The 25630-nt window shown below is 57.6% G+C and carries 23 protein-coding genes; 22 read left to right on the top strand and 1 reads right to left on the bottom strand.

The window, feature by feature from the left end; translation table 11 throughout:
• The first annotated feature begins 2 nt into the window (after positions 1 to 2).
• The 17 genes from ACO5Z0_RS01290 to deoC all read left to right on the top strand — a co-directional run bounded on the left by ACO5Z0_RS01290 (position 3) and on the right by deoC (position 18948).
• Positions 3 to 2258 carry an NHLP family bacteriocin export ABC transporter peptidase/permease/ATPase subunit gene (locus ACO5Z0_RS01290; RefSeq protein ID WP_485648883.1) on the top strand — a complete coding sequence of 752 codons (2256 nt, stop codon included), beginning with the start codon at positions 3 to 5 and terminating at the stop codon, positions 2256 to 2258.
• A gap of 1 nt (position 2259) precedes the next feature.
• Complete coding sequence (locus tag ACO5Z0_RS01295) at positions 2260 to 4956, top strand: NHLP bacteriocin export ABC transporter permease/ATPase subunit (RefSeq protein ID WP_485648884.1); 2697 nt, start codon at positions 2260 to 2262, stop codon at positions 4954 to 4956.
• 69 nt (positions 4957 to 5025) lie between these two features.
• A complete protein-coding gene (locus tag ACO5Z0_RS01300) occupies positions 5026 to 5538 on the top strand; it encodes an RNA polymerase sigma factor (protein WP_485648885.1) in 513 nt (170 codons plus the stop codon).
• 100 nt (positions 5539 to 5638) lie between these two features.
• A complete protein-coding gene (locus tag ACO5Z0_RS01305) occupies positions 5639 to 5836 on the top strand; it encodes a hypothetical protein (RefSeq protein WP_485648886.1) in 198 nt (65 codons plus the stop codon).
• A gap of 32 nt (positions 5837 to 5868) precedes the next feature.
• Positions 5869 to 6822 carry a GNAT family N-acetyltransferase gene (locus ACO5Z0_RS01310; protein ID WP_442672262.1) on the top strand — a complete coding sequence of 318 codons (954 nt, stop codon included), beginning with the start codon at positions 5869 to 5871 and terminating at the stop codon, positions 6820 to 6822.
• On the top strand, positions 6782 to 7060 hold the full coding sequence (locus ACO5Z0_RS01315) for an acyl carrier protein (RefSeq protein ID WP_442676359.1): 279 nt from the start codon (positions 6782 to 6784) through the stop codon (positions 7058 to 7060). Before ACO5Z0_RS01310 ends, ACO5Z0_RS01315 begins: the two co-directional genes overlap by 41 nt.
• Positions 7057 to 8268: a beta-ketoacyl-[acyl-carrier-protein] synthase family protein gene (locus tag ACO5Z0_RS01320; RefSeq protein ID WP_485648887.1), complete on the top strand. Its 1212-nt coding sequence runs from the start codon at positions 7057 to 7059 to the stop codon at positions 8266 to 8268. Before ACO5Z0_RS01315 ends, ACO5Z0_RS01320 begins: the two co-directional genes overlap by 4 nt.
• On the top strand, positions 8265 to 9302 hold the full coding sequence (locus tag ACO5Z0_RS01325; protein WP_485648888.1) for a beta-ketoacyl synthase chain length factor: 1038 nt from the start codon (positions 8265 to 8267) through the stop codon (positions 9300 to 9302). Before ACO5Z0_RS01320 ends, ACO5Z0_RS01325 begins: the two co-directional genes overlap by 4 nt.
• Before the next feature lie 3 nt (positions 9303 to 9305).
• The gene (gene fabG / locus ACO5Z0_RS01330) at positions 9306 to 10043 is read left to right on the top strand and encodes a 3-oxoacyl-ACP reductase FabG (protein WP_485648889.1); all 738 of its coding nucleotides are present in this window, start codon (positions 9306 to 9308) and stop codon (positions 10041 to 10043) included.
• Positions 10044 to 10151: 108 nt separating this feature from the next.
• Positions 10152 to 10505, top strand: a complete 354-nt coding sequence (locus tag ACO5Z0_RS01335) for a Nif11-like leader peptide family RiPP precursor (RefSeq protein ID WP_442672257.1) — start codon at positions 10152 to 10154, stop codon at positions 10503 to 10505.
• A 103-nt stretch (positions 10506 to 10608) separates the two neighbouring features.
• Positions 10609 to 10914, top strand: a complete 306-nt coding sequence (locus ACO5Z0_RS01340) for a hypothetical protein (RefSeq protein WP_485648890.1) — start codon at positions 10609 to 10611, stop codon at positions 10912 to 10914.
• Between the two features lie 105 nt (positions 10915 to 11019).
• A complete protein-coding gene (locus ACO5Z0_RS01345; RefSeq protein WP_485648891.1) occupies positions 11020 to 12414 on the top strand; it encodes a radical SAM protein in 1395 nt (464 codons plus the stop codon).
• Positions 12407 to 14212, top strand: coding sequence for an MATE family efflux transporter (locus ACO5Z0_RS01350; protein ID WP_485648892.1), 1806 nt, complete (start codon positions 12407 to 12409; stop codon positions 14210 to 14212). The genes ACO5Z0_RS01345 and ACO5Z0_RS01350 overlap by 8 nt, the downstream gene beginning before the upstream one ends.
• A gap of 4 nt (positions 14213 to 14216) precedes the next feature.
• Complete coding sequence (locus ACO5Z0_RS01355; RefSeq protein ID WP_485648893.1) at positions 14217 to 15200, top strand: GNAT family N-acetyltransferase; 984 nt, start codon at positions 14217 to 14219, stop codon at positions 15198 to 15200.
• Entirely contained in the window at positions 15197 to 17836 is a 2640-nt protein-coding gene (locus tag ACO5Z0_RS01360; RefSeq protein WP_485648894.1) for a SpoIIE family protein phosphatase, read from the top strand. The genes ACO5Z0_RS01355 and ACO5Z0_RS01360 overlap by 4 nt, the downstream gene beginning before the upstream one ends.
• A 66-nt stretch (positions 17837 to 17902) precedes the next feature.
• A complete protein-coding gene (locus ACO5Z0_RS01365; RefSeq protein ID WP_485648895.1) occupies positions 17903 to 18211 on the top strand; it encodes an STAS domain-containing protein in 309 nt (102 codons plus the stop codon).
• A gap of 92 nt (positions 18212 to 18303) precedes the next feature.
• Entirely contained in the window at positions 18304 to 18948 is a 645-nt protein-coding gene (deoC, locus tag ACO5Z0_RS01370; RefSeq protein ID WP_485648896.1) for a deoxyribose-phosphate aldolase, read from the top strand.
• Positions 18949 to 19035: 87 nt separating this feature from the next.
• Here the strand turns inward: deoC and ACO5Z0_RS01375 are convergent, their stop codons facing one another.
• Positions 19036 to 20313 carry an LCP family protein gene (locus tag ACO5Z0_RS01375; protein ID WP_485648897.1) on the bottom strand — a complete coding sequence of 426 codons (1278 nt, stop codon included), beginning with the start codon at positions 20311 to 20313 and terminating at the stop codon, positions 19036 to 19038.
• A 350-nt stretch (positions 20314 to 20663) separates the two neighbouring features.
• Between ACO5Z0_RS01375 and ACO5Z0_RS01380 the strand changes: the two genes are divergently transcribed.
• The 5 genes from ACO5Z0_RS01380 (at position 20664) to ACO5Z0_RS01400 (ending at position 25428) form a co-directional block, all read left to right on the top strand.
• Entirely contained in the window at positions 20664 to 22217 is a 1554-nt protein-coding gene (locus ACO5Z0_RS01380; protein WP_485648898.1) for an SLC13 family permease, read from the top strand.
• Positions 22218 to 22300: 83 nt separating this feature from the next.
• Positions 22301 to 22774: a CYTH domain-containing protein gene (locus ACO5Z0_RS01385; RefSeq protein WP_485648899.1), complete on the top strand. Its 474-nt coding sequence runs from the start codon at positions 22301 to 22303 to the stop codon at positions 22772 to 22774.
• Between the two features lie 96 nt (positions 22775 to 22870).
• Positions 22871 to 23854 (top strand): YeiH family protein, encoded by a 984-nt coding sequence (locus ACO5Z0_RS01390; RefSeq protein WP_442676346.1) that lies wholly within the window; start codon positions 22871 to 22873, stop codon positions 23852 to 23854.
• 154 nt (positions 23855 to 24008) lie between these two features.
• Positions 24009 to 24674, top strand: coding sequence for an MgtC/SapB family protein (locus tag ACO5Z0_RS01395; RefSeq protein ID WP_485648900.1), 666 nt, complete (start codon positions 24009 to 24011; stop codon positions 24672 to 24674).
• Between the two features lie 40 nt (positions 24675 to 24714).
• A complete protein-coding gene (locus ACO5Z0_RS01400) occupies positions 24715 to 25428 on the top strand; it encodes a hypothetical protein (protein WP_485648901.1) in 714 nt (237 codons plus the stop codon).
• Positions 25429 to 25630 lie beyond the last annotated feature (202 nt).

The following is a 25630-nucleotide window of genomic DNA, read 5'->3' on the forward strand; positions in this document are numbered from 1 at the left end:
CCATGAATTGGATAAAGCGAATGTTTGGCGGCGAGCGTGCGAGGAAGCTGCGCGTCAAGGTGCCGACGATCTTGCAGATGGAGGCTACCGAGTGCGGCGCGGCGGCGCTTGCCATGATCTTGGCGCATTACAGGCTGTGGGCGCCGCTTGAGAAATTGCGCGCCGAATGCGGCGTGAACCGCGATGGTTCGAATGCGAGCTGCGTTTTGAAAGCGGCGCGCGGGCGCGGCTGTACGGCGAAGGGCGTGCAGATGACGCCGGATGCTGTGAAGAAGGCGGAGTACCCGCTGATTATCCATTGGGAGTTCAACCATTTCGTCGTCCTTGAAGGCGTCAAGAACGGCAGAGCTTACCTCAACGATCCCGCCGTCGGGCGGCGCACGGTGCCGTGGGAAGAGTTTCGCACGTCGTTTACGGGCATCGCGCTGAAGATTCGTCCCGGTGAGAACTTTCGTCCCGAGGGTGCGCCGTACAGCGTATTTCATGCGATCGCGAAGAAGCTGCGGCACGACCGTGCGGCAGTGCTTTTTGTGAGCATCCTCACGCTTTTGATGATTGTGCCGGGTTTGGCGCAGCCCGTGTTCAACCAGATCTTTTTGGATGAGATTCTGACGGCGCGTCATCCCGACTGGCTGTTTAATCTGATCTTGGCGATGGTCTGCGCCATCGGTCTTGTCGGCGCTTTGACGGCGCTTCGCGCCCGTGTTCTCACGCGCTGGCAGAAGAAGCTGACGCTTGCCGACTCCGCGAGTTTCTTTTGGCATACGCTGCGCCTGCCCATGCAGTTTTTCGAGCAGCGTTATGCGGCGGAGGTCGCTTCGCGCATCGCGTTCAACGAGTCCGTCGCCGCCGTCTTGTCAAACGCGGCGGCGACGGCGGCGCTTGATTTCTTCGTCGCGATGTTTTTTCTGCTGCTTCTCCTGCAGTACAGCGTCTCCCTAACGCTCATCGGCCTCGGCTTCAGCGCGGCGGAGATCGGCGTGTTTCTCGCGCTTCGGCGCAGGATCACCGACCTCAACATGCGCGTGCAGCAGGAAGCTGGCAAGGAGTACGGCACGCTGATGAACGGCGTTCTCATGATTGAGACGGTCAAGGCGAACGGTGCGGAAGCAGACCTTTTTTCGAAGTGGGCGGGCTACCATGCGAAGGTGCTGCGGAGCGCGCAGGAGATCGAGCTTTGGTCGCTGACGGCATCCGCGCTGCCGGCGTTTTTGGCGGGACTGAACACCGCCGTCATCATGACGGTCGGCGGCTTTTCCATCATGGAGGGCGTCATGACCGCCGGCATTTACATCGCTTTTCAGCATCTTATCGCGAATTTTCAAAGTCCGATCAACAAGCTCGTCACGCTCGGAACGACGCTGCAGACGACGGAGATGCAGCTGCGCCGCCTCGACGATGTGCGCCGCTATCCGATTGATTCGCTGAATTATGCGGCAGATGCCGACGATGCGGCAAGCGGCGTATTGGCGAAGGAAAACGGCGCGGCGAATGTGGTCGATGCGGCGCCGATGCCGCATCGTTTGGCGGGGGCGCTGCAGCTTTCGGATGTTTCCTTCGGCTACAGTCCGTTGGAGCCGCCGCTCTTAGAACATTTCGATCTCTCCTTGCAGCCGGGACGCTGGGTCGCTGTCGTGGGGCCTTCGGGCAGCGGCAAATCGACCGTGGCGCGTATCATCTCGGGGCTGTACGAGGAATGGTCGGGGGAGATCCGCTTCGACGGCGTGCGGCGGCGCGATGTGCCGAGGAGCGTGCTCACCGGCTCGGTCGCCGTCGTCAATCAGGACATCTTTTTCCTCAGCGGCACGGTGCAGGAAAACATCACGCTCTTTGATGTGTCGATTCGGCGTGCCGACGTCATCGAGGCGGCGAAGGATGCGTGTATTCACGAGGACATTCTGCGGCTCGACGGCGGCTACGAGAGCGAGGTCAGCGAGGGCGGCACGAATTTCAGCGGAGGGCAGCGCCAGCGTTTGGAAATCGCGCGCGCTTTGGCGAGAAATCCTGCGCTGCTCATCCTTGACGAGGCGACGAGTGCGCTCGACCCCGTGACAGAGATGAAGGTGCTGCAAAATATCCGGCGGCGCGGCTGCTCGTGCTTCATCGTCGCGCATCGCCTGTCGACGATCCGCGACTGCGACGAGATCATCGTCTTAGAGCGCGGACGGGTGGCGGAGCGCGGTACGCACCGCGAGATGATGCAGGCGGACGGCGCGTATCGCCGCTTGCTGCGAGAAACGGGAGCAGGGGAGGACTGACATGCAGCTCTTAGCGGGACAGCGGTTCCCATGCCGAGAAGAGCAGATGCTCAAGATTACAGCGGGAAAAGTGGAAGTCTATGCGGTGACGAAGAACGCCGCCGCTTTTCGCCAGATGTTTTTGATGGAACTTTCCGCGGGGGCGGTCGTTTATCCGGCGTTTGACGAGTTTAGTCAGATTGAGATCGGCGTTTATGCAGTCTCGGATACGGAAGTGGAGCCTGCGGCTTTTTCGGCGTATTCTGCCGACTTTCATCTGCCGCAGATGAAGGTCTGGTTCGCCAAGCTCGCGGAGCTTCCTTGGGTTGAGCGGCTCGCGAACCTTGGCGACGATATGCTGCAGCTCTGGGAGTCGGGCGCGATGCTCGACGGCGCGATGGACGACACGGCGGCGCTTTGCCATACGTTTGCCGAGCACGAGCGGATCCTTTCCATGCTGATCGGCGTCCACTTCGGCTCGGAGGACATTCGCTTCCAGAAGCAGATGGAGCTGCGCCTGCGCTCAGAGATTCGCCTGTTCGACGAATCGGTTGCACTTTTGATGGATGAGGATTCGCTCTTTCGCGCGGGCGCTTTTTCTGAAAGCGTCGTCTGCGAGGACGCCGCTTTCATCGTCGGCTGTATTGCGCACGCTCTCGCCATGCCGGAGCGCAGTTTGAAGATCGCGCCTGAGATCGCCAAGAAACTCGATCAAATCGGACTGATTCGCCGTCTTGTCGATAAGGCGGGGATGGCGATGCGTCTGATTCATTTGGAAGAGGGCTGGTATGAAAAGGACAGCGGCGTGATTCTCGGCTACTACGGCAGGAAAAAGGAGCTTGCGGCGTTTTTGCCGATCTCGCCGACGCAGTATAAGATCGTCAGTCGGAGCTTCCCGAAGGGCAAGCCGCTCACACCCGAGGTCGCCCGAGAGATTGACACGGACGCTTTCGCTTGCTATGCGGGGCTGCCGACGGAGAGGCTCACGCCTATGGATCTCCTGAAGTTCATCGCCGTGCGTCTGTGGAAGAAGGACTATCAGGTGATCTTCCTCGCGAGTTTCATCGCGGGTGTTGTGGCGCTCATCGCACCGATGGTGACGGAAACCATCTTCAACGACATCTTGCCGATCTTCGACTACCAAGGACTCGTGACGGTCACGCAGATCGTCATCCTCGCGAGCTTTACGACGCTCGCCGTGACCATCGCACGCTCCGTTGCGATCTTACGTATCTCGACAAACGTCGATATGAGTGTCGAAGCGGCGCTTCTCGGGCGGCTCTTCGCGCTGCCGACGCGCTTTTTCCGCAGCTTTCCGTCGGGAGAGTTGGTGCAAAGGCTCATGGGCGTCGTGGCGATCAAGAATATCTTGAGCGGCGAACTTTTGAATATCGTATTCAACCTCGCCTTTTCCTTTTGGAGCCTGCTCCTCATGTGCTATTACAGCTTGAAGCTCACGGTGATCGCCGTCGTGCTCTGGGGGCTTTATGCAGCGGCAGTCGCCGTGATCTCGCGAAACGTCTTGTCGTTTCAGCGAAAGCGCGTCGCTGCGCACAATAAGACGGCGGGCGTCGTACAGCAGATCTTCATCGGTCTTGCGAAGTTCCGGCTGCAAGGCGCGGATGGACAGGCGTTCCACCTTTGGAGCCGTGCGTTCGGCGAGGAGTGGAAGTGGAACCTCAAGCTGCGCTGGCAGGAGAACTATCGCCTTATATTGGCAAGCGTACAGCCGCTCATCCTTTACATCGCGCTGTATTATGTGGTCGCCTACGACATGCGCATGGCGCTTGAACAGGGGCACGACCCGTACAAGACGGTGATCAGTTACGCGCAGTTCATGGCGTTTCACACGGCTTTCGCGGGTTTGAATGCGACGCTCAATGCGGCGATTCCGCTCGCGGTGCAGTTCTTCTCCGTGCGCCCGCATATTGAGAATATGAAGGCGATCTTGGATGAGCGCCCCGAGGCGAGCGATGAGCGCGTCGATGCCGAAGTTCTGACGGGCGCGATCCGCATTGAGCATCTGACATTTTCCTATGGCGCGGATAAGCCCGATGTCTTGAAGGACATCAGCCTGCGCATCGAGCCGGGCGAAACGGTCGCCATCGTCGGGCGTTCGGGCTGCGGTAAGAGCACGTTTGTGCGACTGCTCTTGGGATTTGAAAAGCCTCGGCACGGCGCGATTTACTACGACGGGCAGGATCTCGCGGAGCTGAATCTCGCTTCTGTGCGCACGCAGATGGGCGTTGTGCTGCAGAACGGACAGCTCATGACGGGCGACATCTTCTCGAACATCGTCGGCACGATGGCGCTTACGCAGGACGATGCCTGGGTGGCGGCGGAGGCGGCGGGCATCGCCGACGATATTCGCAGTATGCCGATGGGGATGCAGACGGTCATCAGCGAGGGCAGCTCGAACATCTCGGGCGGGCAGCGCCAACGCCTCTTGATCGCGCGTGCGCTCGTGGGCAAGCCTGCGATCCTCGTGTTCGACGAAGCGACGAGCGCGCTTGACAACCATACGCAGGCGATCGTGACCGAGAGCCTCAAGCGGCTGAAAGCGACGCGCATCATCGTCGCGCATCGCTTGTCGACGATCCGCGACGCCGACCGCATTCTCGTCATGGATCGAGGTGTGATCGTCGAGAGCGGCGCTTTCGATGAGCTGCTGGCGAAGGGAGGCTTGTTCGCTGATCTCGTGCAGCGTCAGGTGGCGTAACAAGGATGGAACAGTTTTGCAGTTTTTGCAGAGACAGGAGGAACCATGACGGGAGACATCTTAGGGAAAATGCACGTGAAGCTCCGGTTTGAGGCAGTCTATCGTGAGCATTGGCGCAAGATCTACAACTATATCTACGGTCGTCTGCTCTCGGCGGCGGATGCCGAAGAAGTGACGGCGGACGTATTCATCGCGGCGTGGGAGAACTGGGAGAAGTATGATGCTTCACGCGCGAAGATCACGACATGGCTCGGTACGATCGCGCACAACAAGGTCAACGATTACTTCCGCAAGGCGTATCGGCGCAAGGAACTGAGTGTCGCCGAGTTCCCCGAGCCGATGCAGCCGACGCAAGCGGCTCGGACGGAAGGGAGCTTCGACGATCCCGCGAGCGAGCGAACGTATGAGATTCTGCAGCAGCTCACGGAGGATGAACGCAATCTTCTGGAGATGCGCTACACGCTCGATATGGACAACGATGAAGTCGCCGCCGTCCTGGGCTCGACGGCGAACGCTGTCAGCCATCGCTATCGCCGTCTGCTCGACAAATGCCGAAAAATCTCTGAAAAAATTTTTTCCTAAAGCGGCGATTTTCTCCTTGACGTTTCGTATATATAAGCGAGAAGGCAATCACAAGAGAATGGAAAACACAAGATAAGAAACAGAAAGGAGATGCTGCATCATGGATGAAATGGAACGGGGCTTCCGCCAGGCGGACTTTTCGCGCGGTCGGGCGAAGCTCGAAGAGCGCATCTGGCAGAGGATTGCCGCTGCAATCGAAGAGCCGAGCGCTGAAGAGCGCGAGCTTACGGATGACGAGCTGATGCACGTCGCAGCCGCAGGTTCGCCGCACATGCGAAAGCCGGATGAGAAGAAGTAAGACGGACGAATGAGAAAAGGGAGGCGACGCTCTTGCACAAGCCGCGCATCATCGAGGGGACGTACACGGACTACATCTGCCTCTTCGGCGATCATCGCACGGCATACGCCGATCTCTGTGCGAGAGCGGCGGACTCCGGCTCGGGCGCACTCTACATCCTGCTTGACGAAAAGGGGCCGTGCGGCTACCTCGCACAGACCGATGAGGGCGATACGGATCGCATCGCGCAAATCTTCACCGTACCCGAGCGGCGCGGCGAGGGAGCCGCGAAACTCCTGATCGCCGAAGCGCTCAAGCGCTCAGACAAGGAGCTATGGATCAATTTGACGGAAGATGCAGCGCATTTTGCGCCGCTCGACAAGCTCATCCGAAAGGCGGGCTTTTGGGTCGGCAACGTCAGCACAAGCTTTCGCTCCGGCATCGAAAAGGATTTGTCCCACTGGGAGAAGTTCATGCAGAAAAAGGGCAATCGGCTCTGCGCTCTCATTGAACGACTCGGTTTTATCGCTTACTCGTTCAGTGAAGCGCCGGCAGAGTTCATAGATGCGCTCTACAACTCTTCGTACAACGAATACGGCAATCGTTTGGACGTGCGCCCGTTCTTCGACAATGAGGGAAGAGCGCTCGACCGCGACATGAGTTTTTTGCTCGTCCATGCGGGTGAACAGGGAAAAAAGCTCGCAGCGTACAGTCTGGTCATACGCCCCGATGAGCGAAGCGCGGTATTCGAACACCTGTCGGCTGCGCCGGAGTTTCAAAACACGGGCTGCATTTTTCTCGCCGTCGCACGTTCGATGGAAGCCTTTCAAAAGAAGGGATGCAACCGTGCCGCCTACACCGTCTATGCGGACAACAAGCGGGCGCACGCGTTTTCCGAAAAGGTTTTTGGCCGCGTCACCGTATCGTCGCATCGTACCATTCATTATATGTTTAGGAGGAAGAACATTGACACCACTGGAGCAGAAAGTTTACGACAAGATCGTTAAGACGATGGATCTCGATGTTTCCGAGCTGGAGGGCGTCGATGAAAATTCCCCGCTGTTCGGCGAGGTGAAAGAGGGCGAGCCGTCCTTCGGGCTGGACTCCATTGACTCTTTGGAGCTTGTCGTCATGATCGAAAGCACTTGGGGCTTGGGAGAAATCCCGAGCGAGGAGATGGCGAAACTGCGCACGGTGAAAGCGATCGCCGACTATGTGACCGAGCACGCGGAGCAGCCGCTATGAGCCGGCGCGTGGTCGTGACGGGCATGGGTCTTGCCGCAGGCGCGGCGCGTGACCGCGAATCCTTTGCCAAGGCTTGCTTTGACGGCGCGGGCAGCATCCGTTCGTGTACGGCGTTTGATCCGTCGGGGCTTTCGACCGCACAGTTCGGCGAAGTCGAGGGACTTGCAGCGGCGGACGAGCCGAATGGTCGCTACTTCGAGCTGCTGCGTCAATCGGCAGAGAGCTTTTTGAAAGATACGGGGCTGACGAAGGAGGAAATCGCCTCGTGGGGAACGCGGTGCCGCATGTTTTTCGGCACGCTGATCTTCAGCTCCGATGCGTTTTACCGCCACAGCCTGCGAAAGAAAGCGGGAGCGGAGGGAAGCGATTCCTTCATCGCGCACATGAATGACTTCTCGGCATACGCCAAATCACTCCTTGGCGTGGAGGGCAGCCTTTCCATCGTTTCCTCGTCGTGTGCGGCGGGGACGACGGCGGCGGGCATGGCGCTCGACTATATCCGAAACGGTCTTTCAGAGCGTGCGATCGTCGGCGGCGTGGACGCACTGTCTATCGTCACGGCATACGGCTTCAATGCCTTGAAGTCGCTGTCTGCGGATACGTCGAATCCCTTCGACGAAAGCCGCGACGGCATCAACATCGGCGAGTGCGGCGCGTTCTTCCTCTTTGAATCACTCGAAGGAGCAAAGGCGCGCGGCGCTCGAATCCTCGGCGAAATCGCGGGCTATGCGCTCGGCAACGACGCTTATCATATCACAAGCCCGCGCCCCGACGGCGAAGGCGCGTACCGCGTCATGCAGGATGCGCTCAAAGACGCCGGCATAACGCCTGCCGACATCGGCTGCATCAACGCGCATGGCACGGGAACGCTCGCGAATGATGCGATGGAGATGAAAGCGCTTGAAAAGCTCTTCGGCGATGTCGGACATGAGATCGCGCTCTCCTCGACGAAAGCGCTTCTCGGTCACTGCATGGGTGCGTCGGGAGCAATCGAGCTGGCAAGTGTGCTGCTCTCTTTGATAGAGCAGAAGTACATCCCGATGCCGCGCCTTGCGACGCGCATCGGAGACGCTCAGAATCTTCGGCTGTCCGACGAGAGCTTCGCGCTCGACGCCGAGTATGCGATCAAAAACAGTTTTGCGTTTTCGGGAAACAGCGCCGCTCTCGTCGTGCGGCGATACGAAAAGGGAAAGGAGCGGGCGGTATGACATCGGTTTACATTGACGGCATCGGGATTCTCTCGCCGTCCGTCCGTTCAAAAGAAGAGCTGATCGCGACAGCGGCAAGGCTGCTGCAGGGAGAAAAGGCGGCTTCTGCGCCCGACGGCGCGGCGTTTGCCGAAGCGTTTGACTTCGACTTGGGCGTGCCGTCGTCGAAGGTGCGCCGTGCGCCGCGCTACGCCAAGCTGGCGGTGGCGTCGTCGGCGCAGGCGCTTGCCGACGCAGACGTTGAAGCTGACCGTGCCGCCATCGGTACGATTTTCACCTCGGGCTACGGCCCTGTCGAGAACAACGCGGCTTTTGCCGATTCCGTCGCCGAAGGCGCGCCGCTTCTCGCCAGCCCTACGGTCTTTTCCTACACGGTGCCAAACGCCTGCTTAGGGCAGGTCTGCATCGTCCACGGTCTGCAAGGGCCGAGTACGATGCTTCTCGCGGGCGATGCAGCGGAATACGCCGCGCTGCTTCTTGCAGGCGGCAAAGCCCCGCATATCCTCTGCGGCGCGGTGGAAGATCCGACGGCTGAGCTTCGCGCATCGTTTGATGCGGCGGGGGCGCTCTCGTCGGAAAAAATAGCGGGCGGCGCGGTGACGCTGCTGCTCTCGGCGAAATCGTCGGCGAAAAGCTATTGCCGCATCACGAAATTTGCGTCAGCCGCACTCCCTGTTTATCCCTATGTGAACCGTCTTTCGGACGCGCAGGGAGAAGCTGCTGTGCGGGCGATGACAGCCGCGCTCGCCTACGTTCGGCAAGATGCGCCGCCCGATCTCGTGCTGACGGCGGAAAACGGCGGCGGCTTCGACGCAAAAGAGCAGGCGGCGCGTCGAGAAGCGCTCGGCGATGTGCGGGCGATGCACGCGAAGTGCATTTTCGGCGAATCCCTGAACTGCGGCTATCTGGAAAACATCGCCTTGGGAGCGGCGCTCCTCAGAGGCGAGCGCGAGTGCGGCGGCAAGATTCGCTCGATTGTGGCGACGGGGCTGGATGTGCATGGCAACTATCTCGCCGCACGCATGGAGGTGTAAGGTTTGGGCTTCTTAGACGGAAAACGCGCCGTCGTCATCGGCGCATCCGGCGGCATCGGGCTTGCCTGTACGCGGCTCTTTCTAGCTGAGGGCGCGCGCGTCGCGGGCAGCTATCGCCGAAAGAGCGCGGCGCTTGAAGAGCTTTCGGCGCGTGAGGCGGCGCTGCATACCTTTTCTCTCGATCTGACGGCGGCGGAAGAAATCGCCGCGCAGATGAAAGGCGCGATCGACGCGCTCGGCGGTATCGACATTCTCGTGAACGCTGCCGGCATCACGAAGCCCGCCCTCTTTCACGCGGCGAAGCCACAAGAGTGGCGCGCCGTTCTGGAAAGCAACCTCATGGGCGCGTTTCATGCGACGCAGAGCGTGATCTTGCCGCTCATGCGTGCGGGCGGCGGCTCGATCATCGAGGTCAGCTCGGTATACGCCGAGCGCGGCGGCGCGGGGCAGAGCAGCTACTGCGCGTCGAAAGCGGCGCTCCTCGGTATGACGCGTGCGCTCAGCGTCGAGCTTGCCGCCAAAAAAATTCGAGTCAACGCCGTTGCGCCGGGGTTCATTGACACGGCAATGACAGAAGGCTTCAGTGAGAAGCAGCGGGAGCAGTTTCTTGCACGCATCCCGATGAAGCGTTTCGGCAAATCCGAGGAAGTCGCAGAAATCTGCGCATTCCTCGCAAGTGACAAGGCATCATACATCACAGGACAGGTTTTCACTATCGACGGCGGACTCTCCGCCTGCTGAATCTGTATATCCGCTGCCTCGTGCAGAGATATAGATGAGCGCCGGTAAGCGGCTTCTGCTCGGCGTCTCGCTCGAAGAAATTTCATGTATCCAGAGGAGGAACCAATCATGAGCAAAATGTCGGATTTCTACACAAAGGTCGTTTCGGATGCAGGGCTGCGCGCCAAGGTTGACGCAGTGCTTGCGGGCAAGGACATCGCAAATCTCACAGACGAAGAGCTTCAGAAGATCGGCGAGATCGCCAAGGAAGCCGGTTTTGACATCTCGCTCGATGAGGCGAAGGAGTATCTTGCCGCCGAGGCGAAAGAACTTTCCGACGAGGCGCTCGATGCTGTCGCGGGCGGCGTGAACAAGGGCGTCATTGAGTGCGAGGGCAAGAATGCCGGCACGCACGACGAGATCGAGGGTCATGCCAACATCGGCGGCAAGGGCGGCGGTCTCGGCTCGCTCGGCAAGAAGTAACGCATGTCGTACGGGAGAAGCCGACGCATATCGCTCGGTGCAAATCCTTTGAGAGTTTTTAGGTCATACATATAGAGAAAAGGAGAAAACGATCATGAGCAAAATGTCAGATTTTTACGCAAAGGTTATTTCCGATGAGACGCTGCGCAGCCGCATGAACGAGGTGCTCGGCGGCAAGGATATCGCAGACGCATCCGACGAAGATCTCAAGAAGATTGGCGAGATCGCCAAGAGTGCGGGATTCGACATCTCGATTGACGAAGCGAAAGCATACCTCGCTTCTGATGCGAAAGATCTGTCCGATGAGGCGCTTGACGCTGTTGCGGGCGGCATCAACAAAGGCAAGGTCACGTGCAAGGGCGAAGACGCCGGTACGCACGAGACGATCAAGGGAAGCGCGAAGGTCTAAGACCGCAATTTCACCGTCCCGAAAGCTACAGCCGCCCGCCGTGCATCTGCGGCGGGCGGCTGTTTTTCTAAGCCGTTTACTTTTCGAACAATACAGGAGGAAACTATGCGCTATGTGACTTTGAAGCCCCGCTATCGTCTGCGCGGTTGGCGCGACCGCGAGTTCGCGCTCTACGATTGGCAGGCATGGAGCGGCGAGTATGGCAAGACGCTTCCTCTTACGCGTATGCAGAAGGAAGCCATCGAGATCTTGACGAAGCCCGGCGTTTCTATAGACGATCCGCTCTTGCCGCAGAGTATGCGCCAAGCGGGGCAGAAGCTTTTTGATCTCGGCTTTTTGGAGGAGCGTTCGGGCGATCAAGGACTTCTTGAGGAGCAGAAGTATCGCTATGCCGACACCTTGATGGCGCACAGTCTGACGTGGTCGATCACCGGCAACTGCAACCTGCGCTGCCGTCATTGCTACATCTCCTGCGATGAAAATATCTACGGCGAGCCGACGATGCGTCAGTGCGAAGAAGTCGTGCGCCAGATGAAGGAAGCGAACATCGCTATGGTCGATTTGACGGGCGGCGAGCCGCTTGTGCGTCGTGACTTCTGGGATTTTGTCGATATGCTGATCGACGAGGGCATTTATATTGAAGAGATTTTTTCTAACGGACTTTTGATTACCGACGCATTTCTCGATAAATTAGAAAGCCGTCATTTGCATCTGAATTCTTTTCTCCTGAGCTTCGACGGCGTGGGGCGGCACGACTGGATGCGCGGTCTTACGGGAGCGGAGGAAAAAACCATAGAGACGATCCGGCGGCTCAAGCGGCGCGGCTACGGCGTCATTGTTACGACGGTGCTGCATGAAAAGAGCATGGACGCGCTCGATGATACTTATCGGCTGATGAAGGAGCTTGACGTCGATTTCTGGCGCGTGTCCGACGTCGTCAATACGGGCAACTGGAAAAAGACGCAGAATACGGAGGTCAAGACGGCGCGGCTTTTGAATGCTTATCTGGATCTGATTGCGCAGATGAAGCGCGACGGTATGCCGTTTCGCGCCGTGAAGCTCGCAGGCTGTTTCCATGCGACGGGCGGGAATTATACGCTGCCTGCCTTGGGCGGCTGCGGCACGAAAGCGCAGGAGGGCGAACGCCTTTGCGAAGCGAGCAAGCTGTTCCCACATCTTCTGCCCGACGGCAGACTTCTGCCGTGTATGCCGATGTGCGGCACGGAGATGGAGGAGAAGGCGCCGAATATCCTCACGGGCGGGTACGACATCAAGAGAGCGCTGAACGATTCGCCGCTCGCGCAGTATATGGCGTACACTTACCGCGATGTGTTCGAGCATGAAGCGGAGTGCGCGGCATGTCCGCACAAGTATTTGTGCAACCGCTGTCCGGCGACCTCGCTGAATTACGGCAGTCTTTTTGCCAAGTCGCCCTTGACGTGTGCGTTTATCAAGGGGAATTACAAGGATAAGATTCGGGAAATCATGGAACATGAATGAGAAAAACGCTCTCGCGGACAACGAAATATTTTTGCAGCGTGTGTTCTTCAAGCATGTGACGTCGTCGATCTTCGCGATGTTTGGCGCGATGGCGAGCATGATCGCGAACAGTGTCTTGGCGGGCGCGTTCTTCGGTGCAGACGGCTTGGCGCTCATGAGCATCATCGTGCCGTTTTATTCGGTGTTCGCGGCGCTCGGCTCACTCGTCGGCGTCGGCGGTTCGACCGTCTGCGCCTATGCCTTGGGGCGCGACGACGGCAAGGCGGCGAATGAAGCGTTCTCTCTGTCGGCGCTCTTGGGGGTTGTTCTCGCGCTTTTGGCGGGGGGCTTTTGCTGCGGCTGGCTCGATGTGCTGCTGCCTCTCTTGGGCTGTACGCCGGAATTGTATGAAGAGGCGTATCGCTGCAGCGTCGTTTGTCTTCTGGGCGGTTTCGGCACGACGCTCTTTTACCTGCCGTACAATTTTCTGAAGCTCTTGGGCAAGCTGCGGCTCCTGCTCGTGGTGTTTCTTGGCATGGCGGCGGCGAATATCGCGCTCGACCTGCTCTTTGTATGCGGCTTCGGCTGCGGCGTTGCGGGCGTCGTCTGGGGCACGGCGGTCGCTACGGTCGGCGCGTCCGCCGTCGGCATCACGCGTCTGTTCTTCGCAAAGGATGCGTTTCGACCGTCGTTTTCCATGAACGCCGCGCTTCTTCGCCAGATTGCAAGCTGCGGTACGCCGTCGGCGCTCAACAATCTTTTGATCTTTTTCCGGCTGCTGTTTCTGAATCGGCTTGTCGTCGCCGCCGCAGGAAGCAGCGGCCTTGCTGCGCTTTCGGTCGTGACGGCGATCGAGAACTTCGCGCTCGTGATCCTCGGCGGTTTGGCGCAGGCGACGGCGGGCTTCGTCAGCGTATTTACACAGGAGATGGATACGGTCAGCGTGCGCCGCATCGAGAGACAGGCGCACCGCATCGGCGTTTTCCTGATGCTCTTGACCTCTGCGGTGATGGTCCTTTTTCCGATGGAAGTCTGCCGCGCCTTTGGCATGAGCGGCGCGGCGGAAGCCGCACTCGGAACGCAGGCGCTCCATATCTTCGCCGTGAGTCTTGTGCCGTCGATGTGGTGCTACCTGCTCTTTTTCTATTATCAGGCGGCGGGCTTTACGAAGCTCGCGAATGTATTGATCTTTGGCAAGTCGTTTCTCTTTCTTCTTGTACCCGCATGGCTTTTGTCGAAACATTTCGGTCTTGTCGGCGTATGGTCGGCATACACGCTGTCCGCGCTGATCCCTTTGGCGATCCTTTTCCTCGTGCGTCCGTTCTATGCGCGTCGCGGCTATGCGGGACTTCTTCTGCAGGACAGACGCGCCGAGCGTGACGGCCGCTACATTTCCTTTTCTGTGCGTGCGGATGCGCACGAGATCGTTGCAAGCAGCGCAGCAATCGAGACGTTTTGTCGGCAGAACGGCGTCGTACACAAGGATAATCTGCTCGTCTGCCTTGCTGTCGAGGAGATGCTTTTAAGCATTCGCGAGCACGCTTTTGCGGACGATAATGCCGCGATGATCGACGTGCGGCTCCTCGTGCTCGCGGAGGCGGACGGTCTTGCGGTCGTGCTGCGCATACGAAGCGGCGGCAAGCTGTTCAATCCGCTGGACTATTATGAGCATCGCAAGACACAGGATCCTTTGGCGCTCGGCGACGCCTTGGGTTTAGCGATGATTTTGCAGGCGGCGGAAGCGATTCACTACAAGACGACGTTCGGCGTCAATAATTTGACTGTGCGCATGAAATGCGGACAAGAGGCAGGAGGGTGATGTCATGGCAAAGCCGAATATTTTGCTGCGCGACTTTGCGCCGGAGGATGCGGCGGGTTTGGTCGCGTGCATTCGCGAAGAATACGGCGCGAGTTACTTCCAGCCGGATTTTTATCGCGCGGAATATTTGAGAGAGCTGCACGCGGGCGGACGTACACATTTTCTCGTTGCCGAAAGTGCGGGCGAGATCGCCGCCATGCTTGCGCTGCACATCGACGCCGACTGCGGTACGATTGCGACGGGCATCGTGCGCAAGGCGCATCGCGGTGCAGGCGTCATGCCGCAGCTTTTTCGAAGGGCGGTGGAGCAGGCGAAGCGTCTGCATCTTCGTGCGCTTTTTTGCCGAAGCGTCGCGTATCACGACATTACGCAGCGCCGCTTGGAAGAGCTGGGCTTTTCACCGACCGCTCTTTTGATGGCGGAGTTCTTGACCGAGGGACAGTATTCGTATGCAAAGGATACAAATTTGAAGCATCCGCATATCCTGCTCGTGAAAGTCCTTTTGCCTGACGCTTTGCCGTGCAGGATCTTCGTACCTGCCGTATGCAGAGGTGCGGCGGAGATGATTTACGCTGCGCTTCATCGGCGTGCAGCGATCTCGACCGCGTGCGGTGCGCTTCGCGGCAAGAGCGCACTCTTGGCAGAGTACGATGATCGTCAGCGATGCACGTCCATCTTCGTGCATCGCGCGGGGGCGGATCTCCAAGTGCGGGTGCGGGAAATCGAACGCAGCCGCCGAGCGGATTTGCAGACGGCGAACGTCTTTTTGAATCTCGCCGATGCGGACGCTGTCGCCGCTTACGAGGTCTTGCGTGCGATGGGGTACTTCTTCACGGGCTTTTTCCCGCTGTGCAAGGGAGAGGAAACGATGGTTCTGCACAATCCTATGGGCGTTGCGATCGATGCGGATGCTTTCGCGCTTTCTCCTGCGGCGGCGAATCTTCGCGATCTTGTCGAGACGCGCCGCTCTGAGGGGGAAGCGCCATGAATCTCAAACGATGGACGAGGCTCCATATACGCGGGCGCATGATTCTCGTCGTGCTGTCGACGAGCCTTTCGACGCTCGTTATCTTGAGCTTCATCGGCTTTTACGGCATGTTCGGCGCACGGCTCGATGCGGTCGAGAGCGGCAGGGAGATCGGACGCGAAGCGACGACGAGCAGCTCCGCCGCTCTGCTGGAGCAGAAGAAGATCGAGCTGCAAAACATCGTGGACGACAAGGCGAACGATATTGACGGCAAGCTGGAGAGCATCCGCCGCGACGTAGAGATCCTCTCAAGCGAGATGAGCCGCATCGCCTCGGAGCCGGAGAGCTGCACGCCGTACACCGTCCTGCCGCCCGACGCGCGAAACGGCGGCAAGCTGACGCCGCAGCTGCTCTTTGCCGCCGATGTCGATCGCACGGATGCTGCGCTTGCCGAAGAGATTGGCTATGCCGCCAACATCGCGCCGCTTGCCCTCGACTTCATGCGGCTCAATCGCTTCATGGTCACGGCGTTCGCCGCCTCGGAAAGCGGCTTCACGATTTTGACCGACACCTACTCCGACTTGCAGGGCGCACATTTTGACTCGCGCACGCGCCCGTGGTATAAGCTCGCAAAGGAACGCGGCGGGCTGGTTTTTTCCGACGTGGAGAAGGATGCGCTCAACGGCGAGCTTTGTCTTTTTTGTTCGATGCCGTATGAGCGGCAGGGGGAGTTCGCCGGCGTCGTGGCGATGGGCGCATACGTCGCCGATCTTCGGAAGATCATCGACGCCGTCAGCGATTATCAAGGGCAATTCGCTTTTGTCATTGATCGAAAAGGTCGAGTGATCCTTTCGACGCTTGACGCAAATACCTGCGACACGGCTATGCGCGAATTGGCTGTCAACGTCGATGAAGGATTCGATCTCAGACGCACCGCCGAGGCTCCTTTGGCGCTCGCAGCGCGTGAGATCTCCGCGGGCGGGCGCGGGCTCACGGAGATCGTCGTCGGCGGTACGCTGTACGACGTCGCCTATGCGCCCATCGCAGGCATGGGCTGGACATGCGCCGTCGGCATCCCGAAGCAGGAAGTCATCGCGCCCGCCGTGCAAAACGATGCGACGATCCGCCGGATGACCGACGCGAGTGTAAAAAAGCTCGACGGCTACATGGTGCGCACGACGCTTCTGATCGCCTGCGTCGTAGCCTTGTTGTTCTTCGTGCTGATCTATGCGGGGCGCAGGGCGTCAGAGCATTTCGTGCGTCCGATTCGCGCACTTTCGGACGGCGTGCGCGAGATCGCCGGCGGCAACTTGGAGAAAAAGCTCGATATCAAGACGGGCGACGAGATCGAGAGCCTTGCCATCTCCTTCAACGCCATGACGGATGAGCTTGTGCGCTATATGAAGAACCTCGCTGAAATTACGGCGAAGGAGGAGCGCATCGCGACCGAGCTTTCCGTTGCAAGCCGCATTCAGGAAAATATGCTGCCGAATATTTTCCCGCCGTTTCCCGATCACCGAGACTTCGACATTTATGCGATGATGGACGCGGCGAAGGTGATCGGCGGCGATTTTTATGACTTTTATCTGCTCGACGACGATCACGTTGTGATTACGATTGCCGATGTATCGGGCAAGGGCATCCCCGCTGCGCTCTTCATGGTCGTCGCCAAGGTCATCTTGAAGAATGTCATGCAGGCGCTTCAAGCGGGCGACGATCTCGCAGACGCTGCCGTCCGCGCCAATGAACAGCTCTGCCAGAACAACGAAACGATGATGTTCGTCACGGCGTTCATCGCCGTGCTCGATCTCAGAGACGGCACGCTCTCTTATGTGAACGCCGGTCATACGCCGCCCGTCCTCATCCGTGCGGCAGACGGCGGCTTCCAGCCGCTCGACGTAGAGCGCAACTTCGTGCTTGGCGGCATGGAGGGCTTTGACTACGTCGCACAGACGACAACGATGCGTGCCGGCGACGTGCTCTTTTGCTACACCGACGGCGTGACCGAAGCGGCGAATGAAGAGGACGCGCTTTACGGCGAAAAGAGGCTCTTCTCCAGCCTTATGGAGGTCTGCGAAGAGCCTCCGCATCTTAGGGAACTGCTCGCCGCTGTGCGCGCGTCGCTCAACCGCTTCGTGGGTGCGGCGGAGCAGTCGGATGATATCACGATGCTTGCGCTCTCTTACAAGGGACGCGCTGAAAAAGAAGGCGTCGGCGCTGGGGCGATACCGAACGGCGCAGAGAAAATCTGCATGAAAGCGACGTTGGAAAATCTCGCGCGCGTCAACGCATTTATCGAAACTTTGCTTGCGCCTTTGTCATGCCCCCCAAAAGCCGAGATGCAGCTTGGTCTTGCCGTCGAGGAGATCTTTGTCAACATCGCCACGCACGCCTACGGCGCGGGCGAAGGCTGCGTGACGATCTGCGCGGCGGTGGAAGAGACGCCGTCCGCTGTCCGCATCACCTTTGTCGATGAGGGCGCATACTACGACCCGCTCGCGTGCGGCGATCCCGATACAACCCTTTCCGCCGAAGAGCGTGAAGTCGGCAAGCTCGGCGTATTTCTCGCGAAAAAGAATGTCGATGAAATGCACTATGCCCGCGAGGATGGCAAGAATATCCTGACGATACGCAAGCGCTTGGATGGAAAGACTTGATTCGGCGATACCGTTTCCGCTATAATTTTCAGGGGAACATTTTGCAGTTTGAGAGGAGCGCATCGAGTGGAAATAAAAGAGGAGCATCAAGGCGCCGTATGGCGCATCGCACTTTCCGGCCGTTTGGACACCCTTGCGGCGGCGGAGCTGGACAAGGTGATCGGCGCGGGTATCGCCGATACGGCAGAGTTGATCTTCGACTTTGCAGATGTCCTATACATCGCCTCGGCAGGTCTGCGCGTCCTCTTGGTGGCGCAGAAGCAGATGAATAAGCAGGGCAGCATGAAGCTCCTGCATGTGAACCGCGATGTGAAAGATGTGCTGGAGATCACGGGTTTCATCAATTTCTTGACGATTGAAGAGAGCGCGGTCTGAAAAGCCGCATATAAAGAATGCAGGCTCGCCCGTAAGTTCATCCGCGCATGTGACTTTAGGCGACCGCTTTCTTTATCCGAGGGAGGGATTCGATGGAATTGGCGAAGTGCATCGATCATACGCTGCTTCGGACGGATGCGCGGCAGGCTGATTTGGAGAAGCTGACGGCAGAGGCGAAGGCGCACGGTTTTGCTTCTGTCTGCGTCAGTCCGATCTGGGTGGCATTTGCGGCGCAGGCGCTCCGAGAGAGCGGGGTCAAGGTGTGCACGGTCATCGGTTTTCCGCAGGGGGCGACGCCGTCTGCGGTCAAGGCGTTTGAGACGAAGCGGGCGATCGCGGACGGCGCAGAAGAGGTCGATATGGTCATCGCGGTCGGCAGGCTCAAGGATGGAGACGACGCTTATGTAAAGGCGGATATCGAAGCCGTCGTTCGGGCGGCGAAGGGCAGGGCGCTCACGAAGGTCATCATCGAGACGTGTCTTTTGACCGACGAGGAGAAGCGCCGCGCGTGCCGCTTGGCGAAGGAGGCGGGCGCGGATTTCGTCAAGACGTCGACGGGATTTTCGACGGGCGGCGCAACGGCAGCGGATGTGAAGCTCATGCGCGAGAGCGTCGGCGAAGCTCTCGGCGTCAAGGCGTCGGGCGGCGTGCGTGACCGCGCGGCTGCCGAAGCGATGCTCGCCGCCGGCGCGACGCGGCTCGGCACGTCGAGCGGCGTGCCGATCGTCGAGGGATAGGCTGCACGCAAAACGCCCCGTCATAAGCCGCGACTGCGGCTTATGACGGGGCGTTTTTTATGTCGTGTCTCTATGCACAAGGCTGCGTCATTGCGTTTTCTGCGGGATCGTGCCGCCGGGAACGGGGACGGCGCTGTCTGCTGACGGCGCAGCATCCGCTGCATCTGTGCGCGTGCGGGGTGCGTCCGTATCGACGGTCGTGTTTCTGCGTTCCGGCGGCGCTGTCGTGCGCTCCTTGCTGCCCGTACTCTTATCGTCCTTGTCGCTCGCATCCGTGCGGCGCTGCTCCTTGGCGGAACTTTCCGCTTTTCCTGCACTCGTGCGCTCCTTGATGCGTCCGATCGAATGGTCGTCTGCGGGAACTTCCGTAGCGCCTGCGGGAATCGAGTTTTCGTATTCGCTGCTCTCGCGCTCCATAGCGGCGCGCATCGAAGCGTTGACGTCGATGCCGAGCGTGCTGGCGACGGTCTGCCGGAGTTTCACGATGTCGGGGATCCAATAGCTGATCTCTGAGATGTAGAGCGGGCGTCCCGGCACCATATCGGTTTTGAGCCCGTTCTTCTGCGCGTCCTTCAGCGTGCCTGCAAACTCTAAGAGCTGGCGGAAGGAGAGATCGGTTTCGATCGAGCCCATGACTTCCTTGATGACAGCGGGCAGACGCGTGACGATAGCGGGCGATGTGACCTTCTCCATCACGGCTTTCATGAACTTTTGCTGGCGCTCGATGCGGCCGATGTCGCCCTCTTCGTCGCGATAGCGCACATAGGTCACGGCGGTCTTGCCGTTCATGTGCTGCATCCCCGGCTTGAGGTCGATCAAAAGACCGCCGTCATCGTCCCACGGATCTTCGTAGTACATGCGCTTTTCCACGTTGATGTCGATGCCGCCCAAGGCGTCGATGATGCGTTGGAAGGAGTGCGTGTTGATGATGATGTAGTGGTCGATGCGCACGCCCAAAAGATCCTCGACCGTGCTCTCGCTGAGCTTATGCCCGCCGTAAGCGTAGGCGGCATTGATCTTGTCGTAGCCGTGCCCCTTGATCTTCACGCGCGTGTCGCGCGGTACGGAGAGGAGCGCCGCCTGATTCTTCTTGGGGTCGATCATCGTGACCATCAAGGTGTCGGAACGCCCGACGTCGTCCTCTCTCTGATCGACGCCCATGATCATGATGGTCGCTTTGTCTTTCGCCGTCAGGAGATGTTCTTCATCCGCTTTCGGCGAATCCTTGTCCAAGAGGCTCGTCGAGGCGAAGAGTGCGCCCGCCGCAGCCGCAGCAAAGAAAACGAATACGATAGCGACGTACGGCAAGATGCGCCGCTTCTTTTTCGGCGCGGCAGGGGGCGTTGAATGGTTCTGCAAGATCATACCTTCTTTTTCAACATTTTCATGTGCATCCGCCATGTGCGGCGGCACGCGACTGCGGACAAGGTTTCGCCCGCATGATACTTTCTTATTATAAAAGGTCTTGTTTCTTTACGCAAATGATATTTTCCATTTCGGGCAGGATTAGGAGGATTTTATCCGTGCTTCCTTGAAATAAATTTGGCAAATTTTAGTTCGTATTTCCTTTTGAAACGTATCTTTTCTATTGTAAAATCGCGTGCTTTATATTATCATAAAAGAGTAATAATTCTGGTGTGTTATACGGGGATAACCGCCAGTTATGGGACGGGTGCTCCATACCGTTCGCTTCAACGTAATGGAGGTGTTACTAAATGAGTACGGAAACAAAAAGCCAAGGCGACAAGATTCATGAGGCTGAGTTGGCGTTTGATCGGAAACGGCGTACCTTCGGCATGATCTGCGGGCCGATCTGCGCCATTCTCGTCATGATCACGCCGATTGCCGATCTGCCGCTTCCGGCGCACAAGCTTTTGGCGATCATGACGCTGATCGCGCTTTGGTGGATCACGGAGCCGATACCGATTCCGGTGACGTCGCTCCTGGGTCCGACGCTTGCGGTTATCTGCGGCGTTGTGGGAGCAAAGGACGCCTATGCGGCATTCGCAAATCCGATGATCTTCCTCTTCATGGGCGGCTTTATCATCGCCAAGGGCATGATGATGCACGGACTTGACCGAAAGTTCGCTTTCGCCCTCTTGTCGATGTCCTGGGTCGGTTCGAATCCCAGGCGCATCTTCCTCGCCGTCGGTCTTGCCTGTGCGCTGTGCTCGGGCTGGGTCAGCAATACGGCGACGGCGGCGATGATGTTCCCGATCGCACTCGGACTTTTGGAAGCGATCAAGGAGATGTTCGCCGCGAACGGCAAAAAGATCGAGCTGCACGAGTACAAGTACGCCACGGGTCTCATGCTCATGACGGCGTATTCGTGCTCCATCGGCGGCGTTTTGACCCCGATCGGCACGCCTCCGAACATCATCATGCTCGGCTTCCTCGATCAGATGGCAGGCATACACATCTCCTTCTTTGAATGGATGATCTGGGGTTTTGTCGCTATGGTCGTCTATTTCATCATCGCTTATCTGATTCTCGTCAATATGTTCCCCGCGGACGTCAAGCGCATCGAAGGCGCAGAGGCGTTCATCGCCGAGAAGCGGCGTGCGCTTGGCGGCTGGACGCGGGCGCAGAAGAACACGCTCGTCGGCTTTATCGTCGCCGTCCTGCTCTGGGTCACGCCCGGCATTTTGAACATCGTCTTGGGACCGGAGTCGCCGATCCTCAAGATGTACGGCAAGCTGTTCCCCGAAGCGATCGCCGCGATGATGGGCGCACTGATCCTCTTCTTCCTGCCCGTCAACTGGAAGGAGCGCGAGTTCACGCTGAACTGGAAGGATGCAGCCGCCGGCATCGAGTGGGGCACGCTGATCCTCTTCGGAGGCGGTCTCGCGATGGGCGGCATGATGTATAAGACGGGGCTTTCGACGTGGGTCGGCGACTGCATCGTCGGCTGGATGGGCGGCGAGCCGTCGCTCTTCATGATGGTCGCGATCTTCTCCGTCATGGCGCTTCTCTTATCGGAGCTTTCGTCGCACACGGCGGCGACGAACATGATCGGCCCCTTGGGCGTTACTGCCGCTATGGCTGCGGGCTTCAGCCCGATTCCCGTCGCGGTCGGCATCGCGCTCTCTTCGTCGCTCGGGTTCATGTTGCCGGTATCGACGCCGCCGAACGCTATCGTCTACGCATCGGGCTATGTGCCGATCACGAAGATGATCAAGACGGGCGTCTACATCGACTTCATCGGTATCTTCTGCGTGACGATCCCGATCGTGCTCTACCTCGTCGAGTACATCGTCGGCGCACGCTGAACGACAGAAGCCCTCCTTTTTGCGGAGGGCTTCTATTTTTTCGGAAAGCTTCCTGTGCTGCTGAGGAAGCGGAAAGGAGCTGTATGGCAAAGGAAATTGAACGCAAGTTCCTCGTCAGAAAGGAGCTTTGGCAGCCGCGGGGCGAAGGCACAGAAATCGCGCAGGGATACCTTGCAGCAGATGCGATGCGTGCCGTGCGCGTGCGCCTTGCAGGGCAAAGCGCCTATCTGACCGTCAAGGGACCGACGCGAGGCGTCGAGCGTTTGGAGTTTGAATATGCGATTCCTCCGGACGATGCACGCGCTATGCTTGCGCTCTGCGAGCGTCCTTGGATCGAAAAGCGCCGCTACAGAGAAAGATACGGTGCGCATCTCTGGGAGATCGACTGCTTCTCGGGGGAAAACGAGGGGCTTATCGTCGCTGAAATCGAGCTTGCCGCCGCAGACGAAGCCTTTGAAGCGCCGCCTTGGCTCGGCGAAGAGGTCTCCGACGACAGCCGCTATCTGAACGCCAGTCTCATGCGTATGCCGTTCTCTCGCTGGCAGAAAAAACTTTGAGTGTGAGGGAAAAAGTGGTACACTAAAAGCGTATACATTTGTCAATGCTTTCTAAATATAAGAATGCGGCAATTTTCAAAGGAGATGTTTTTCAGAATGAAAAGTGAATATGTACGGGGCATCGTCTACGCGCTGCTTTTTGCCGTTCCTGCGTATATCCTTGGGCAGTTCTTCCCGATCATCGGCGGACCTGTGTTTGGTATCCTTCTCGGCATGTGCTTTGCACGTCTTGCGCGGCCGAAGAACTTCGAGGCGGGCATCAGCTTCACGGGCAAGAAGATCTTGCAGTATGCGATCATCCTCTTAGGCTTTGAGATGAATCTCTACCACGTCTTGACGGTCGGCTCGCAGTCGCTTGCTGTCATGGCGTCGACGCTTGCGACAGCTTTTTTCGTCGCGTGGGGGGCGGGAAGGCTTCTTGGCGTCGAGGGCGATGCGAGGACGCTGATCGGCGCGGGCACGGCGATCTGCGGCGGTTCCGCCATCGCGGCGGTGGCTCCCGTCATTGGCGCGAAGGACAAGGACATCGTCTTTTCCATCTCGACGATCTTCCTGTTCAACGTGCTCGCCGTATTCATCTTCCCCTTCTTCGGACATCTCATGGGCATGAGCGACCTCGGTTTCGGCATGTGGGCGGGCACGGCGATCAATGATACGTCGTCCGTCGTTGCGGCAGGCTACTCGTATAGTCATGAAGCGGGCAGCTACGCGACGATCGTCAAGCTCACGCGCGCGCTCTGCATAGTGCCCGTATGCCTTGTTTTCGCGCTTTTTGCGGCGCGGGACAGCAAGGCGCAAGGCAAGGGATTCAGCCTGAAGCGCGTGTTTCCCATGTTCATTCTGTGGTTTGTCGTCGCTTCTATCGTCAATACGACGGGCGTTCTGCCCGAAGCGCTCACGCACTTTTTAGGGCAGGCGGGCAAGTTCGCCATCGTACTCGCGATGAGCGCCATCGGACTGAACACAGACTTCGCCGCCCTCCTCAAAAACGGCGTGCGTCCCATCACGCTCGGACTTTTTTGTTGGATCGCCGTCGCCGTCATGTCGCTCATCGTGCAGCATTTCATAGGTATCATGTAATGCACAAGCCTGTGGATAAGTTCTGCACAAGATGAGAAAACAGCATTTTTCTTGAAAAATGAGGGACTTTTCCACAGGGTTTATGCACAAAGTGGACAAAACTGGGGATAACTTATGAAAGATCGTGGTATGAATCGCTGAGAAAGGAGCTGCTATGGTATCTGAATGGGAGGTTTTCCTGCGCTTGACGCTTTCGTGCGTGCTTGGCGGCGTCATCGGCTACGAGCGGCAGTCGCGCCGCAAATCGGCGGGACTGCGCACGAATATGCTCGTGTGCCTTGGCTCCTGCCTCGTCATGCTCCTCTCGACGGCGATTTATCAAGGCGTTGAGGGCAGGACGAACGCGGATCCCGCGCGCCTTGCGGCGCAGGTCGTTTCGGGCATCGGCTTTTTGGGCGCGGGCGCGATCATGAAGGAAGGGCTGACGGTCACGGGACTGACGACGGCTGCGTGTCTTTGGGTCGTCGCAGGCGTTGGGCTTGCCACAGGCGGCGGCTACTACACGGCGGCGCTTTTGGCGACGGGGCTGGTATTCGTGACGCTCGGCGCGCTTTCCCGTATCGACGAGTGGGTGCTGCACGAAAATCATATTCTTCTGACGGTCTTTACGCGTGACCTGCCGGGGCAGCTCGTCCAGATCAATGAGTGTCTGGAAGATTTCCATCTCACGGTACACACTGTCAAGACGATGCATTCACAAAGTGAGGAACGAGCGCTCATTATCGAATTTGAGTTGTTTAATCATGCGAAGATCAAAGGCGTCGCGCTCGCCGAGGCGATCAGCCGTATCGATGGCGTGACAGGCGTCAACATCGCCTGATTCCTCAAGGAAGTAGCATCTAAAGAGAGGATTTTACTTTATGTGGAAAATTTTTTTAATAATGATTGCATTTACGTTGATTCCATCTTTTTGTAGAGCGAGTTCGCTCGAATTGGACGATGCAAAAACTTCCTTTGAGAGAAGTGACAGTTGGATTGATATATCCAATCAAATAGTAGTAAAAAAGGGGATAAAGGAATATGGGTATCAAATAAATGATGAAAATGTACTGCTAATTAATGTCCATAACTCAGTCGATAAGGAGTTCAAAAATATAGTACAAGTGGGAGATATGCAGGATTTTGCGAGGAATTATGCAGAAGGAATGGAAAAAGCAGGAAATGGAGCTATTAAGGTTATAAATTTTGGCGCAGAAGAATTAGGGAATACAGAATGGATTTTAACGAATTACACGATAGCACAGAATGGAGAAATACTTTATGTACGTGGATTTTCTACTGTTAATTGTTCGAAAGAGATTACCTTTTCATTTCACCACCCAAGCAGAGAGGCTTTTGATCGAAATGAAGAAACGGATTTACGTATAATAAACAGCGTAGTGACTCGACAAGAACCGAGTAAAAAAGATGCAGATACAGCCACAGGAGCATTTGGGAAGAGGCTTCTTGATACGATTATTTTCATCATGAATATATCTGTGAAGTACGTTCTTTATCTTACTATCTTTACAATTATAACGGTAGTTTTTAAATATGGTATAACGGTAGTTTCTAAATACAGAAAAAATAAATAACGAAAACGACGAAGATTCTGTTCCGAGATCATGTCAGTGGAATTTTTGAGGATGAGAGGAACGATAGTCTTGAAGTACATTCCCTTGTCAAGGTTGTGTATAGTTTTCCAGTAATTTTATAGGGGAAAATGCTTGTATTTTTGCTATTGGTATTTTACATCAACAGTAAATTAGACGCAAGCGGAAGAATTTGATATAATGA

The organism is Selenomonas sp., from assembly GCF_057272215.1.